Source organism: Streptomyces violaceusniger Tu 4113, assembly GCF_000147815.2.
In the GTDB taxonomy this organism is placed as follows: Bacteria; Actinomycetota; Actinomycetes; order Streptomycetales; family Streptomycetaceae; genus Streptomyces; species Streptomyces violaceusniger_A.
The window spans coordinates 1732903-1746583 of sequence record NC_015957.1 but is presented as its reverse complement, the minus strand read 5'-3'; the positions used below and the strand labels follow the sequence as shown (position 1 = coordinate 1746583).

Sequence of the window (13681 nt, the reverse complement as noted above, 5' to 3'; positions counted from 1 at the left end):
TGGAGCGAGAGACGAGTGGCTTGCCTCACAAACGTAGAGCATCGTGAGTAACTTATGAGTCACCAAACACGAATGAGTGAATCTTCACTTGACTCACTAGACCTCCCCTTGGCGCCCCTGCCAGACTGACCCCGCGTAACAGAAAGAGGACCCATGTCACCAAGAAGCGCTCCGACTTGCGGTCAGCGCCGCCTCGCGACTGAACTCCGACGCATGCGGGAGCAGGCAGGGATCTCCATCCAACAAGCCGCCGCCATGCTCGGCGCCGACCGGACAATGATCTCCAACGTGGAGGCGGCGCGGACGAGACTGAGCGAAGAACGGGTCCGCCAACTGGCCTGCAACTACGGATGCGCGGATGAAGCACTTGTCGAGGCATTGGCCTCTATGACAGGCAGCCGCCGGAACGACCACTGGTGGCAGGAATACAAGGGAAAGCTACCGGACGGCTTCCTGGACATCTCTGAGATCGAGCACTACGCCACACGTATCCGTACGGCACAGACGGTGCACCTTCCGGGACTGTTGCAGACCGAAGATCATGCACGGGCACTCTTCGATCTCGTGGTCCCCAAACTGCCGCGTCTGGAGATCGAGCTACGCGTCGCGCACCGTCTTGCCCGTCAAGGCATCTTCGACCGAGAGCATCCCACCCCGTACGTTGGCATCATCCACGAGGCGGCGCTACGCATGCAGTTCGGCGGGCCAGAAGTGGCTCGGTCGCAGCTTGAGTACCTGGCCGACTCCGCCAGCCGCGACAACATCACACTGCTGGTCATTCCGTTCAGCGCGGGCAGCTTTCACGGCGCCGGGCAGTCCGTCCTCTACGCAGAGGGGGCCGTCCCTCAGCTCGACACGGTTCAACTGGACTCGGCGTACGGCCCCCACTTCGTTGACTCCCCCACTCCAATCGCCAACTATCGTGCACTGCTGGACCTGATGGAGGGGTCCGCGCTTCCCGCCGACGAGTCGCAGAAGCTCATCCGCTCCATCGCCCGTGAGATGTGAGAGGAGCTATCAGTGCACGAGTACACCTGGCAGCGGTCGTCCTTCTGTGGCGGCGGCGGCAACAACTGCATAGAGCTGGCCGCTGACGGCAGTGGCATAGCCATCCGGGAGAGTGTGGAACCCAGCGCCGTTCTCCATACCGACAGGGTCGCGCTACGCACATTCATCTTCGGCGTCAAACACGGGCACTTTGACCGGTTGCCGAACTGACACGTTGCTGTCGGAGTGTGCGACGGTTCAGACGGGGAGCTGCCAATTCGGCCCCTTCGGCGAGCCGATCCATACGGTCTGCTCGAAGGGGGTGGCGGTCATCCCGAACTCCGTCAGGTCCGGCGCTCCCGCGTCCCGCCACAGGAGAAGAGCCTGTTCCACTTGGTCCCAGAGGTGGAGTGGCCCGTGCTGGTGCACGGTCCACCCCTCGCCCTCGGGTTCCGTCCACGCCTGTGAGCCGGTCGCTACGTCACGGAGGATGACGCCGGAGCCGGTGGTCATCAGCTCGGCAGAAGGTGCCGCGAGTTGGGCGACGAACCGTCCTGCCCAGTCCTCGAGGAGCCCGGGGTCCAGGCGTGTACGACGGCTGTCGCCGTCCAGCCGGAAGAAGGACGGGGACGGGGGCCGCTCGTGGGGGCGGGCCAACATATAGGTGATCGTGTCGCTGGTGAACCGACCATGGGCGGTTCCCTCGTCGTCGAGGGCGAGACGGATCATTCCGGCGGCGAGCATCCAGCCGGAAATGGTGGTGGTGATTGTTCCGCCGTCGTTGAGTTGCCAGAACCACGAGTGCGGGATGGACCGTACGGAGCAGGTGGCGACGATCGCGTCATAGTCGGCGTGTTCCTTGCACCCTTTGAGGCCGTCTCCGACCGCGAGCGTCGGCGTATATCCGGCCTCGCCCAGGTGCGCGGCGGCCCTTGCGGCCAGGACGGAGTCGTACTCGATGCTGACGACATTCCCGGCCCCGAGCCGGTGGCACAGGACCGCGGTGGAGTAGCCGGTGCCGGTGCCCACTTCGAGAACCTTCTGACCGGAGCGGAGTTCCGCCACCTGGGCAGTGCGTACCACCAGAGAAGGGAGCGTTGCCGAGGACGTGGGGCTGCCGGAGACGGGACCCGTGGCATCGGCGGCGTCCTTCTCCTGGACCTGGGTGACCCACGTCTGGTCGGAGTAGATCATCCGCAGCCACTCGTCCTCCCCGGCCTCGGCCCGGTGTACGGGTTCCCATCCGGTGCCGGTGGGACGGAAGGCCGCGGTGCCGAGGAACAGCTCGCGGGGGACAGCCGCGACGGCGTCGCTCCAACCGGAGTCAAGGGTCGGATTGGCGGCGCTGATCCCCTCGGCCAGGGCAAGGCGGAGCGCGGCAGGGTCAGCGGGCACGGTGTTCTCCTGCGTACTGGAGCTGGTCGGCGACGGCAGTGATGATCTTGCTGCTGATCGGTTCAGGGAACCACGCATATTGACCATTTGGGTTGCACTCGTACAGCCAGATTCGGCCATCCCGGCCCACGCCGAAATCGAAGGCCCCGAAGACGAGCCCGAAAACGTCCAGATACTGGCGCACGCTCTTGGCCACTTCCGGCGGCGTATCGACGAGCGAATACGACAGAGTGTCGTAGTGGCGTCGCCAGTCCAGGCCGGGCGAACCCTCGATCCGGACCGTGAAGACCTTTTCGCCCACGGCGGTCACCCGTAGATCAGCGACGGATTGCACACGTTTTTGGAACAGGTGCATGGTCTGGCCGACGCCGGCGTTCAGGTCGTCGGGATCGACTTCCTCGACCCATACCGTCAGTGCCCGGCCGTCGGCATCCTGGTAGTTCGTGCTGCGCAGTGGCTTGTAGATGACTGAGCCGTGCTCGCGGGCGAACTCCCTGACGGCGGTCTCGACATTCGTCAGGAGAGTCGGCGGGATATCAAAGCCGCAACGCGCCGCAGTGGCGAGCTGGGCGGGCTTGTGCTCCGCGTCCCGGTTCCGCCATGGGTGGTTCACGTAGTACGCGCCAGGGAGGGAAGCGAGGATGCCCCCGAGACCGTAGCGAGCCTCTTCCCGGCACCAGCGGGCGTCCTGGTCTACCAGCCCGGGCGGACCTACGTAGGGGCGCGGTCGGCGCCAGTACACGGATCGAACCCGGCCGAGGTCGGTGACCCGGGTTCGCGTCCGTGCGTTCCCGCGCAACCCGTCATTGTCCAGACGGGCCGCGACGCAGAGGTCCGTGGGGAAGCCGCCCGGGTCCAGGCGTACGACCGGGACATGGCGCCGGTTCAGTTCCTCGATGACGGAATCGGCGGTTGCATCATCCACCTGTGAGACAACGAGGATGGGGGCGGCCAGGGTCAATCCGTGTCGCCTTCCTGGTCACTGCCTTGATCCGGGTTGCCGTCCAGACTTGTCTTGGTCTGGGTTTCCTTGCTCGTCTCGGACCTCTTGTGCTTGCCCGTAAGGGGCATGCCCAGACCGTCCGAGCCGACCCATCGACCGGTCTGCGTCTCCGGGTCGAGGACGACCTCCGCAGCAGGAAGGACCACTGCTTGGGGGTAGGGCCTCATACGCGTCAGGCCCCACGGCACCGCTGCCACGCTCACATCTGCCTCCGGACACCACTGATCTCCGGCGCCCAGTGTGTCGCCTTGCTCGCGCGCTTCGGTAGAGGGCATTCCGTCGGTCCATAGTGTCGGCTGGGAGGACCACCTCACCCCAGGGGTGGCGTGGCTACGACGCCCCATTCGCCAGACTTCGAGTCGGCGGTCGGTCGCCGCAGGTGCTGACCAGATGCGCAGATGGGCGGCCGACTGTAGCGGCGGCCTACGCGCCGGACATCCCTGGTACCCCCAGATACCCGCAGGCAGCACCCGGGCGTCGCGCGGTGAGTGCGATGCCGCGGATGCATGTGCCGCGTCAGACGGACTCCAGATACGACATGACCTCGGCCCCGCTCTCCGCGAAGAAGACGAGCTCGCTGAGCGGAATCGGCAGGAACCCCTCCTCCTCCATCCGCTGGAACTGCTGCTTCAGCCCGTCGTAGAACCCCGCCGCGTTGAGCAGCACCACCGGCTTGATGTGCAGCCCGTGCTTCTTCAGCTCCAGGATCTCGGTCGCCTCGTCCAGCGTCCCGGTGCCACCGACCATGACCACGACCGCGTCGGCGCGGGCCAGCAACTGCGCCTTGCGCTCGGCGAGGTCCTTGGCGATCACCATCTCGTCGGCGCCCTCCCGGGCCTTGGCGGCGAGGAACTCGACCGAGATCCCGACCAGCCGTCCCCCGTGCTCCTGCACCCCGTCCGCCATCACCTTCATCAGCCCGACATCGGACCCGCCCCAGACCAGCGTGTGCCCTCCCTTGCCGATCAGCTCGGCGAACTCGCGGGCGGGGGCGGTGTAGCGGTCGTCGAGGTCGGCGGCGGAGCAGAAGACGCAGATGTTCATGCCCGCCACTCTACGAGCCGGGCGGACACCCCCACCGCCCCGCGCGGAGCACGCGTAGCGCGTCGTGCGGGGCCCTAGGGTCGGTCGCCATCGGCTGGGTGCGGGCGGCACGCCCACGCCGGTGGCCAATCCGCACAGGGTCGATCCGGTCGGCCGCTCATTGCTTTCTCCTCCCCGTCCCTTCCCGTAACCAGGGGCTCCGCCCCTGGACCCCGGGCCCAGGGGCGGAGGCCCGCCACGCGGCGAGCCGCATGGCGATGCTGTGGGAAGGAGCGGGGCGGGGAGCAGCCGCCGCCCGCGGCACCATCCGTCGGACGCCCCTGGTGCGGTGGCGACAGCGCAGTCGCGCCGGGTCGTGGTGCGGGCCCAGGAGGGGCCGGGGCCGCCGAGGATAGATGCCCTGTCTCCGCGCCCGGCCTTACCCCCTGCCCACCGCGCCGATATGGGCGAGCACCGCCGCCGCGCCGTCCTCCGCGCCGATCGCGTCGGCGAGGTTGGCCGCCCGGCGGCCGAGGGCGGGGTCGGTCAGGCAGGTCGTGATCGCCGCGCCGAGGGATTCGGCGGTCAGGGCGTCGAGCGGCAGCGGCCGGGGGGCGACTCCGAGCCGGTGCAGCCGCGCCGCCCAGAACGGCTGGTCGGCCATGGCGGGCACCGGCACCGCGGGCACCCCGGCACGTAGTGCGGCCGCGGAGGTGCCCGCTCCGGCGTGGTGGACGACGGCGGCCATGTGCGGGAACAGCCAGTCATGCGGGAGGTCGCCGACCGTAAGGATGTCGTCGCCGACCGTAAGGACGTCATCGCCGGCCGCGGTCAGCCCGGCCCACCCCGCCTGCACCACCGCGCGCACCCCCGCCCGGGCCACCGCCGTCGTCACCAGCTCGCCCAGCCGTTCCCCCTCGCCCGGCGCCATGCTGCCGAACCCGATGAACACCGGCGGCGGACCGGCCTGCAGGAAGTCGACGAGCTCGGCCGGGGGCCGCCAGTCGCGGGGCCGGGCGGGCCACCAGTAGCCGGCCACCTCGACCTGGGGCGGCCAGTCCGCCGGGCGCGGTACGACCAGCGGGCTGAAGCCGTGGAAGACCGGCCGGATGTCCGCTCCCGTCTGCTGCGAGGCGGCGGTCGGCAGCCCGAGGCGGTTGCGCAGGCCCGCCACGGCCCCCGCCTGGAGCGCTCCGGCATCGGCCAGCAGCCTCCGGCCCGCCGCCAGGTTGCCGTCCGGGCCCAGGTCGTCGCCGCCCGTCGGGCCGGCCAGCGGGAACTCCCGCGTGGCACAGGCCGGTGCGAGATAGGTGCCGATGACGGGGATGCCGTACGCGTCACCGGCCGCCCGGCTGAGCGCCGCCGGGCCGAACGCGGTGAGCACCAGGTCGGCCCCGTCCGCCGCCGCCACCACCCCGTCGGCGAGCCGGTCCAGGAACGCCGCCATCGCCGCCCGTGTCTCCTCCCACGACGCGGCCCGGGCCCTGGTGCGGATCAACTCCCGCGGATCGCCCGGCAACGGCCGGTGGTCCAGGCCGCATCCGCCGATGAGCCCGGCGAAGGGCGGATGGGCCGCCACGGCCACCTCGTGACCGGCCGCCAGCAGACGCCGCCCCAGGCCCGTGTACGGGGCGACGTCCCCTCGCGAACCGGCGGTCACGATCAGAATCCGCATGGATGATCCTCCTCGGCGAGTGCCGCCCGGCGCATACTCGGTCGACGGCGTTCGCGACGGACGCTAAGGGCTCCTGCGCGGGGGAGGTTCAAGCGGCGGTGACGCGCGGCACGCAGGGCGAGAACACGGGCAGCACCCAGAGCGGGGACTCGGGCGGCACACAGGGCGGGAACACCGGCAGCACACAGGGCGGGGACACGGGCAGCACACAGGGCGGGGGCACCGTAGGCATCGGCGAGTTGGCCGCGCGCACCGGACTGCCGGTGAAGACCATCCGCTACTACTCGGACATCGGGCTGCTGCCCGAGAGCGGGCGCACCCCGGGCGGCCACCGCAGATACGCCGCTGACGCGCTGCCCAGGCTCCGGCTGATCCAGCGCCTCCGTGCGCTCGGCACCCCCATCGCCGCGATCGGCGCGGTCATGGCGGGGGAACGCTCGCTGGGCGAACTCGTCAGCCGCGAACTGGACGCGGTCCAGGAACAGTTGCGTGAGGCGACGTGGCGTCGGGAGGTGCTCCGCGGGCTGGACGACTGCCCCGCGCCGGAACGGCCGCGCCGCCTCACCCTGCTCGCCGGGGTGGGCAGCCCGGACGACGCCCACGATCATCTGGTGCGGTACTGGCATTGGGCGCTGCCGGCCGGTCTGCCGCGCCGCCTGGCCCAGGCCGTCATCGACGGAGCGGTGCCCGCGCCACCGGCCGCCCCGACCGCCGCGACCGTCCTGGCCTACGCCGAACTCCACGCCCTGGCCACCGCGGACGACCGGCGCCGGCAACCGCAGCCCCACCAGGTGGGCGACGTCGCGTCGTTCTACGCCGGTCTCCTGGACGCCTGCGCGCTGGCCGGTGAGGCCCTGGTCTCCGGGTGTCCGGAGCGGCGCGCCGAAGCGCTCGGCCACTTCGTGCGCGCCTACGCCCGCGTCGACGGCCACGACGACACACCGGCGTTCCGCGCGCATCTGCGCGCCCTGTTCCGCCGCGGGAGGCGCGCCGGTTCGTTCTCGCTGCGCTACTGGCGACAGGCCCTCGCCGTCACCGGCGAGACCCCGCCACCGTCCGCGGCCTCCGGCCAGGGACACCTCGCGGCACCGCTCGCCGCCCTGCACGAGCAGGTCGCGGGCCTCTCCCTGACCGCGAAGTGACCGCGAAGTGACCGCGAACGCCGGGTGAGCGCCCGGGGGTGGCCGGTGGCGGGACGGGGCCCGCCACACCGGCCACCCGGCGGGGATCAGCGGGTGAAGTGGAAGATGCCCCAGGTCACATGGCGGTTTGTGCCGCCGTCGACCCAGTTGCTGAGGCCCTTCTTCATATGGGTGAGGTAGTCGGCGCTGACGTGTTCCGTCAGGCCGTCGGCCTCCTGGCGGCGGGTTTCTTCCAGCACCCGGGCGTAGTGGGTGATCAGTTGCTCGCGGTGCTCCTGGAAGCCGCCGCCGACCGCGGTGAAGCCGAGCCTCGCCAGTTCATGGCGGTAGAACCCGGGCGACCCCATGGTCTCCAGATGGATGCGGTCCAGGATGGGGCGGAGGGTTTCAGCGGGGCAGCCGTCGGCGGCCATGGGGTCGGTGAAGATGAGGTGACCGCCGGGGCGCAGGACGCGGGCCGCCTCCTCCAGGGGGCGGGCGCGGTTGCCGCTGTGCAGGAACGCGTCCTGGGACCAGACGACGTCGACGCTGTTGTCCGGCAGCGGGATCCGCTCGAAGGAGCCGTCCAGCACCTCGATGGCCTCGGTCAGCCCCCGCTCGGCGTTGAGCGCGCGATGGCGCTCGTTCTCCACCTCGCTGAGGTTGAGCGCGACGACACGGCAGCCGTACGTCTCCGCCAGATAGCGTGCGGAGCCGCCGAAGCCCGACCCGAGGTCGAGGACGACGGATGACTCGGTGAGGTCGAGCTTCCCGGCCATCCGGGCCACGGTGCGCCTGCTGGCCTCGGCGATCGGCTCGTCGGGCCGGTCGTAGATGCCGATGTGGATGTCCTCGCCGCCCCAGACATGCCAGTAGAAGGCGTCGGCGTCCGAGGAGTTGTAGTAGTCGCGGGCGGTGCCGACGGCTCCCGCGTACTCCCCGTCGCCGGTGGCCGGAGCGGCCGGTCCGGTCTGCTCGTCCGCCGCGATGTATTCCTTCTCCGCGACGTGGATGAAGAAGTCGGGGCGCTCCGTCCGGTAGGTGTGCTGGAAGTCGCCGTACGTCTCGATCCGCTGGAAGCCGACCTCCTGCATCAGCCTGCGCGTGTAGTCCTTGCGCAGCGGAAACATGTTGAGGTGGTAGACGGATTCGTCGGGGAAGCTGTAGCGCATGCGCACCAGCCCCTCGTCCACGTACTCCGGTTCGACGGCGACGTCTTCCCCGCAGTAGTAGTAGACGTGCTTGCTGCTGTACCCGCGATCGAGGATCGCGTCGTAGTTGCGCTGGTCCAGGACCAGGATTCCGTCGTGCTTGAGCATGGCGTAGAACTCGGCGAGTGCCTTGCGCCGGTCGCGCTCGGAGAACAGATGTGTGAAGGAGTTCCCGAGGCAGACGATGGCGTCGTACTCGCCGTGGGCGTCGCGGTTGAGCCAGCGCCAGTCGGCCTGGACGACGCGGAGAATGTGGTCACCGTGCTTGAGCCCGTTGGCGAACGCCTGGGCGAGCATCTCGCCGCTGCCGTCGGCGCTCACGGTCTCGAATCCGGCCTCGAGCAGCCGGACGGAATGAAAGCCGGTCCCCGTGGCCACGTCGAGGACCTTCTTGACGCCGCGCTCGCGCAGCATGTCGATGAAGAACGTACCCTCGCTCTCCGACCTTCGGTCCCAGTCGATCAGCGAGTCCCATTTTTCGACGAAGCTGGGTACGTACTCCTCTGTGTAGTGATCGGTGTCCCTGACATCAACTGGATTGTTGCCAAATTTCTGTACAGGTTGCGCAGAAATAACGGAACCTCCGGTGCTGAGACAGCGGACCACGGCACCCGTGTCCGCGTGGCGCATTCCCAGATTCAGGTGACGCATGCCACCGGAATGGCCGGACGCACGTTAATTTAAAAAAAACTGAACCTGCCAAACGGAGATAATCCGCCCCATCCTGACTTTCGGCTTCTTTCTTGCCAAAAGCGGATATCCCCCGGAGCCCGGCGGCCCGTCTAGGAGGCGACCACCTGGGCGCGCTCGGTCGTTGCGATGGTGGCGGAGCCCACGACCCGGGTGTCGTCGTAGAGCACGATCGCCTGCCCCGGGGCCACGCCCCGCACCGGCTCGGCGAAGGTCACCCGCAGCCCGGATACCCCGATCGGCTCGGCCGTCACCTCGGTCTCGCCGCCATGGGCGCGCAACTGGGCGGTGTAGCTGCCGGGGCCCACCGGAGGGGCTCCGCACCAGCGCGGCTTGATGGCGGTCAGGGCGGCCACGTCCAGGGCCTCGACCGGGCCGACCGTGACCGTGTTGTCCACCGGGGAGATGTCCAGGACATAGCGCGGCTTGCCGTCGGGAGCCGGATGGCCGATGCGCAGCCCCCGGCGCTGGCCGATGGTGAAGCCGTACGCGCCCTCGTGGGTGCCCAGCTTGCGCCCGTCCTCGTCGACGATGTCGCCCTCGGCCGTACCGAGATGCCCGGCCAGGAAGCCCTGGGTGTCGCCGTCGGCGATGAAGCAGATGTCATGGCTGTCGGGCTTCTTGGCGACGGCCAGGCCCCGCCGCTCGGCCTCCGCGCGGATCTCGCCCTTGGTCGTCAGGGTGTCGCCGAGGGGGAACATCGCGTGGGCGAGCTGGCGCTCGTCGAGCACGCCGAGCACATAGGACTGGTCCTTGGCCATGTCGCTGGCGCGGTGCAGCTCGCGCGAGCCGTCCGCGCGCTCCACGATCGTGGCGTAGTGACCGGTGCAGACGGCGTCGAAGCCGAGGGCGAGCGCCTTGTCCAGCAGCGCGGCGAACTTGATCTTCTCGTTGCAGCGCAGACACGGATTGGGGGTGCGGCCCGCCTCGTACTCGGCGATGAAGTCCTCGACCACGTCCTCACGGAAGCGCTCGGCGAGGTCCCACACATAGAACGGGATGCCGATCACATCGGCGGCGCGCCGGGCGTCCCGCGAGTCCTCGATGGTGCAACAGCCACGGGCGCCGGTGCGGAACGACTGCGGGTTGGCGGAGAGCGCGAGATGGACGCCGGTCACATCGTGGCCCGCCTCGGCCGCCCGCGCGGCGGCGACCGCGGAGTCCACACCACCGGACATGGCGGCGAGGACGCGCAGCCGACGGCCGTCGCGGGGACCTGTGGGCGCACCGGGGAAGTCAGTCATAACCCGACCAGCATAGGTCGCTCCAGATGCAACGACTAAATGGGTGAGTGGCGACCGGCCACCGCCCCCGCTCAGCTCGCGCGGGCCCGCTCCAGCACCCGCTGGACGAGGTCCAGGGCCTGGTCGGTGTCCTTCACGACGTAGAGCAGATCGACGAAGGCGTGCTGGATGCCCGCCTCCCGCCCGGCCCGGACCAGGGTCGTCGCGATGTCGTCCACGGAGGCGCCGGCGCTGGGGTTGACGCGCAGGATCGCGTCGAACGCCGCCGGGTCCCGGCCCTCCCGCTCGACCGCTTCCCGCACCCCGCCCAGCCCCTCGGCGAGGGTGGCGATGGGGTCGGGGGCGCCGGGCGCGGCCGGGACGACCACGATGGGCAGCCAGCCGTCGGCACGCCGGGCCACCCGGCGCATGGCCGCGGGCGCGAAGGCGGCGAGGTAGACGGGCGGATGGGGGCGGGAGGCCGGTTTGAGGTCGACGTAGGAGGCGGGCACGGTCCAGTGGTCCCCGCGGTATTCGACCGGGTTCCGGGTCCACCAGGCGTCCAGGGCGTCGAGGCATTCGTCGAGGCGCCGGCCGCGCTCGGCCATGGGGATGTCGACCGCCTCGTACTCCTCGGGGGACCAGCCGGTGCCCAGCCCGACCAGCAGCCGGCCCGCGCTCAGCACATCGATGGTGGTCAGGGTGCGGCCGAGCACCGCGGGCGGGTACCAGGGGGCGTTGATGACATCGGTGCCGAGCTGGACCCGCTCGGTGGCCGCGGCGGCGGTGGCCAGCACGGTGAAGGGATCCAGCGCGGCGCGGAATTCCGGCGGGATCACATCGGTGCCCGCGTAGCCGACGATCGGGTCCACCGGGGCGAGCAGGCGGTCCCCGACCCACAGGCTGTCAGCGCCGAGCTCCTCGGCCCGGCGCGCGAACCGCGCGATGTCCTCGGGCTGGTGGGCCAGCGGGCCGAACTGGGGAAGGGCGAATCCGATGCGCATACCGTCAGCTCCTCGTCGAGCGGATGGACACATTCCGGTGGATACGTTCCGGTGGATACATTCCGAGGTACGGAGCCCCGGACACAGCGACAGCGACTCAGAGACAGTTCAACCTTCATCTACCCGGACGGCCAGAGGGCCGTCGCCCGGAACGAAGGCTTCTGGCCATGATCCCATCGGCCGGAACCGGATGCCCGCCCCCGCGCGTTGAGCGTTCCGTGAGCGAGACCACGACCGGCGGTGGACGCCGCGTCAGCAGGCGCACCCTCCTGATCGGAGGCTCGGCGGCCGGGCTCGGCGCGGCCGGGGTCGCGGGCTATGCCGCGCGGGACGAGCTGTCCCGGATGTGGTGGCGGCTGCCCGGGATCGAAAAGCCGCGCAAGGCGGGCGCGGTCGACCAGCCGGGCGCGGAGTGGATCGCGGCCTCGGGGGCGAACTGGCGCTGGGCCGACCGGCCGGACGACTACACCATCGACCGGGTGGTGATCCATGTCGTCCAGGGCAGCTACGACGACGCGGTACGGGTCTTCCGGGACCCCGGACACCGCGCCGCGGCGCACTATGTGGTGCGCCGCGACGGGCATATCGCCCAGATGGTGCGGGAGCTGGATGTGGCGTTCCACGCGGGCAACCGCCCGTACAACGAGCGCAGCATCGGCATCGAGCACGAGGGGTTCGTGAGCAAGCCGAGCTCCTTCACGGACCCGATGTACCGCGCCTCCGCACGGCTGACCGCGTCGATCTGCGAGCGGTACGGCATACCGCGGGACCGTGAGCACATCGTCGGCCATGTGGAGGTGCCGGGCACCGATCACACCGATCCAGGCCGCCACTGGGACTGGGATCGCTATATACGGCTGGTGCGAGCGGTGCGCGTGGCGCGGAAGCCGACCTGAGAGGCCCGCGAAGGGCGGCTCAGGCGCCGAAGACGACGGCGAGCGGACGGCCCGCACCGTCGCCGCTGGTGGGCCTGCTCGCCTGGTTGTCGCCGATGTAGAGCTTCTTGCCGGTGTAGATCATGGTGCAGTCCCCGTAGGTGTCCATGCCGGACTCCACGTCCTTCATGTCGTCCGGATGGGTCTGCAGCGTCTCCATCTCGAAGGTCTTGGGGTCGACGCGCACGACCCCGCCGGCCTCGCTGTACATGCTGCCCTGGTAAGCGAGCAGCGAGCCGTCCTTCTCGGTGCTGATGGGAATCAGCGACCTGCTCTCGGCCATCTTCGTCCGGCCGGTCTCCTTGCCGGTCTCGAAGTTCACGCCGGTGATCTTCTCGCCGGGGCCGCCGTCGTCCACGTCCACCTCGGAGGAGAGGTAGACGGTGCTGCTCTTCTTGTCGAGGGCCAGGTCCTTGCAGCCCTCCACGTTGACGGCAGGGCAGTCGGGCTTGAACCCCTTGGCCAGGACGTCGATCGAGTTGACCAGCTTGCCCTGCTTGCCGCTGTCGTCGATGGTCAGGATGTCGGTGACCCCCGAGCCGCCGTCGGAGTCGCCGGTGTCGGCGGCCACGACGAGGGGCGCGGTGGACAGGACGTGTGCGCGCTCGAATTCTCCGTCGAGCTTGTAGGACGACAGCACCTTCCGCGTGGTCGGATCCACGGTCTGGATCTCCAGCTTCTCGGTGCTGGAGTCCGCGCCGCTGCACCCGTGCAGTGCGATGAGCTTGCCGTCGCCGCCCGCGTAGCCGTCGTCGTCACAGTCCGCGACGTACTCCGGCTTCCACAGGGGCTGGCCGTCGAGCGACCAGGCACCGCCGCCGCTGGTGCCTCCGGCGGCGATGGTGTTCCCGCTGATCGTGACCTCGTCGAAGTCGACGCCGTCGTTGCCCTCGGTGTCGGTCCCCTCCTTCTGCCAGACCAGTTGACCCTTGTTCAGGTCGACCAGACCGACCTGGGTGCATTGCGCGTCGCTGCCCTTGCCGTCCTTGAAGAGCACCGCGGTGCGGCCGTCCTCGGTGGTGTGCGGCGACGCCCAGCAGATTTCCCCGTCGAGTTCTATCGTCCACTGGGTTTTGGCACCGTCCGGGGAATATCCGACGATCTTGTCGATATCACCCTTCGCGAAATTCTTGCCGGTCACCCACATACCCATGGCATTGGTGTCCTTGGTGACTTTCGGCATGCTGACCTTGCCCAGCGTCTTCGCCTGGGCGCCCTGGGAGGACGATCCGCCGTCCTTCCCCCCGTCCCCACTGTCCCCACATGCGGAAAGCAGCACGAGACCGCCCGCCACCAGGGCCGCCATGGCCAATCGGCCCGAACGCTGCGACATCGATGTCTCCCGTTTTCCCCGTTTAGGAGCCCGCGCATTTCTACGTGCATGCCGGGCCCGTTGACGGGGTAAATCCTTGCC

13 protein-coding genes are annotated in these 13681 nt (G+C 69.5%); 4 read left to right on the top strand and 9 right to left on the bottom strand.

Going from position 1 to position 13681, the window contains the following annotated elements:
• Positions 1-153: 153 nt before the first annotated feature.
• The gene (locus STRVI_RS07815; protein ID WP_043235545.1) at positions 154-1008 is read left to right on the top strand and encodes a helix-turn-helix domain-containing protein; all 855 of its coding nucleotides are present in this window, start codon (positions 154-156) and stop codon (positions 1006-1008) included.
• Between the two features lie 12 nt (positions 1009-1020).
• Positions 1021-1218 carry a DUF397 domain-containing protein gene (locus tag STRVI_RS07810; protein ID WP_014055092.1) on the top strand — a complete coding sequence of 66 codons (198 nt, stop codon included), beginning with the start codon at positions 1021-1023 and terminating at the stop codon, positions 1216-1218.
• 27 nt (positions 1219-1245) lie between these two features.
• Here the strand turns inward: STRVI_RS07810 and tgmC are convergent, their stop codons facing one another.
• The 5 genes from tgmC to STRVI_RS07785 all read right to left on the bottom strand — a co-directional run bounded on the left by tgmC (position 1246) and on the right by STRVI_RS07785 (position 6083).
• On the bottom strand, positions 1246-2382 hold the full coding sequence (gene tgmC / locus STRVI_RS07805) for an ATP-grasp peptide maturase system methyltransferase (RefSeq protein WP_014055091.1): 1137 nt from the start codon (positions 2380-2382) through the stop codon (positions 1246-1248).
• Complete coding sequence (gene tgmB / locus STRVI_RS47565) at positions 2372-3343, bottom strand: ATP-grasp ribosomal peptide maturase (protein WP_014055090.1); 972 nt, start codon at positions 3341-3343, stop codon at positions 2372-2374. Before tgmB ends, tgmC begins: the two co-directional genes overlap by 11 nt.
• A complete protein-coding gene (locus tag STRVI_RS07795; RefSeq protein ID WP_050993905.1) occupies positions 3340-3552 on the bottom strand; it encodes a putative ATP-grasp-modified RiPP in 213 nt (70 codons plus the stop codon). Before STRVI_RS07795 ends, tgmB begins: the two co-directional genes overlap by 4 nt.
• 349 nt (positions 3553-3901) lie before the next feature.
• Positions 3902-4429, bottom strand: coding sequence for a TIGR00730 family Rossman fold protein (locus STRVI_RS07790; RefSeq protein ID WP_014055088.1), 528 nt, complete (start codon positions 4427-4429; stop codon positions 3902-3904).
• Positions 4430-4847: 418 nt separating this feature from the next.
• Positions 4848-6083 (bottom strand): glycosyltransferase, encoded by a 1236-nt coding sequence (locus STRVI_RS07785; RefSeq protein WP_014055087.1) that lies wholly within the window; start codon positions 6081-6083, stop codon positions 4848-4850.
• A 98-nt stretch (positions 6084-6181) separates the two neighbouring features.
• On the opposite strand from STRVI_RS07785, the gene STRVI_RS07780 reads away from it, so the two are divergent.
• Complete coding sequence (locus STRVI_RS07780) at positions 6182-7225, top strand: MerR family transcriptional regulator (protein WP_014055086.1); 1044 nt, start codon at positions 6182-6184, stop codon at positions 7223-7225.
• 86 nt (positions 7226-7311) lie between these two features.
• On the opposite strand, the gene STRVI_RS07775 is transcribed toward STRVI_RS07780, so the two are convergent.
• From STRVI_RS07775 to STRVI_RS07765, 3 genes are all read right to left on the bottom strand, one after another.
• On the bottom strand, positions 7312-9045 hold the full coding sequence (locus STRVI_RS07775; protein WP_106685635.1) for a glycine/sarcosine N-methyltransferase: 1734 nt from the start codon (positions 9043-9045) through the stop codon (positions 7312-7314).
• A gap of 152 nt (positions 9046-9197) precedes the next feature.
• Entirely contained in the window at positions 9198-10349 is a 1152-nt protein-coding gene (mnmA, locus tag STRVI_RS07770) for a tRNA 2-thiouridine(34) synthase MnmA (protein ID WP_014055084.1), read from the bottom strand.
• Between the two features lie 71 nt (positions 10350-10420).
• Positions 10421-11332: a TIGR03619 family F420-dependent LLM class oxidoreductase gene (locus tag STRVI_RS07765; protein ID WP_014055083.1), complete on the bottom strand. Its 912-nt coding sequence runs from the start codon at positions 11330-11332 to the stop codon at positions 10421-10423.
• A 218-nt stretch (positions 11333-11550) separates the two neighbouring features.
• Between STRVI_RS07765 and STRVI_RS07760 the strand changes: the two genes are divergently transcribed.
• On the top strand, positions 11551-12228 hold the full coding sequence (locus STRVI_RS07760; protein ID WP_043235542.1) for an N-acetylmuramoyl-L-alanine amidase: 678 nt from the start codon (positions 11551-11553) through the stop codon (positions 12226-12228).
• A 19-nt stretch (positions 12229-12247) separates the two neighbouring features.
• Here STRVI_RS07760 and STRVI_RS07755 read toward each other — a convergent pair whose 3' ends face one another.
• Complete coding sequence (locus tag STRVI_RS07755; protein WP_014055081.1) at positions 12248-13600, bottom strand: hypothetical protein; 1353 nt, start codon at positions 13598-13600, stop codon at positions 12248-12250.
• Between the last annotated feature and the right edge of the window lie 81 nt (positions 13601-13681).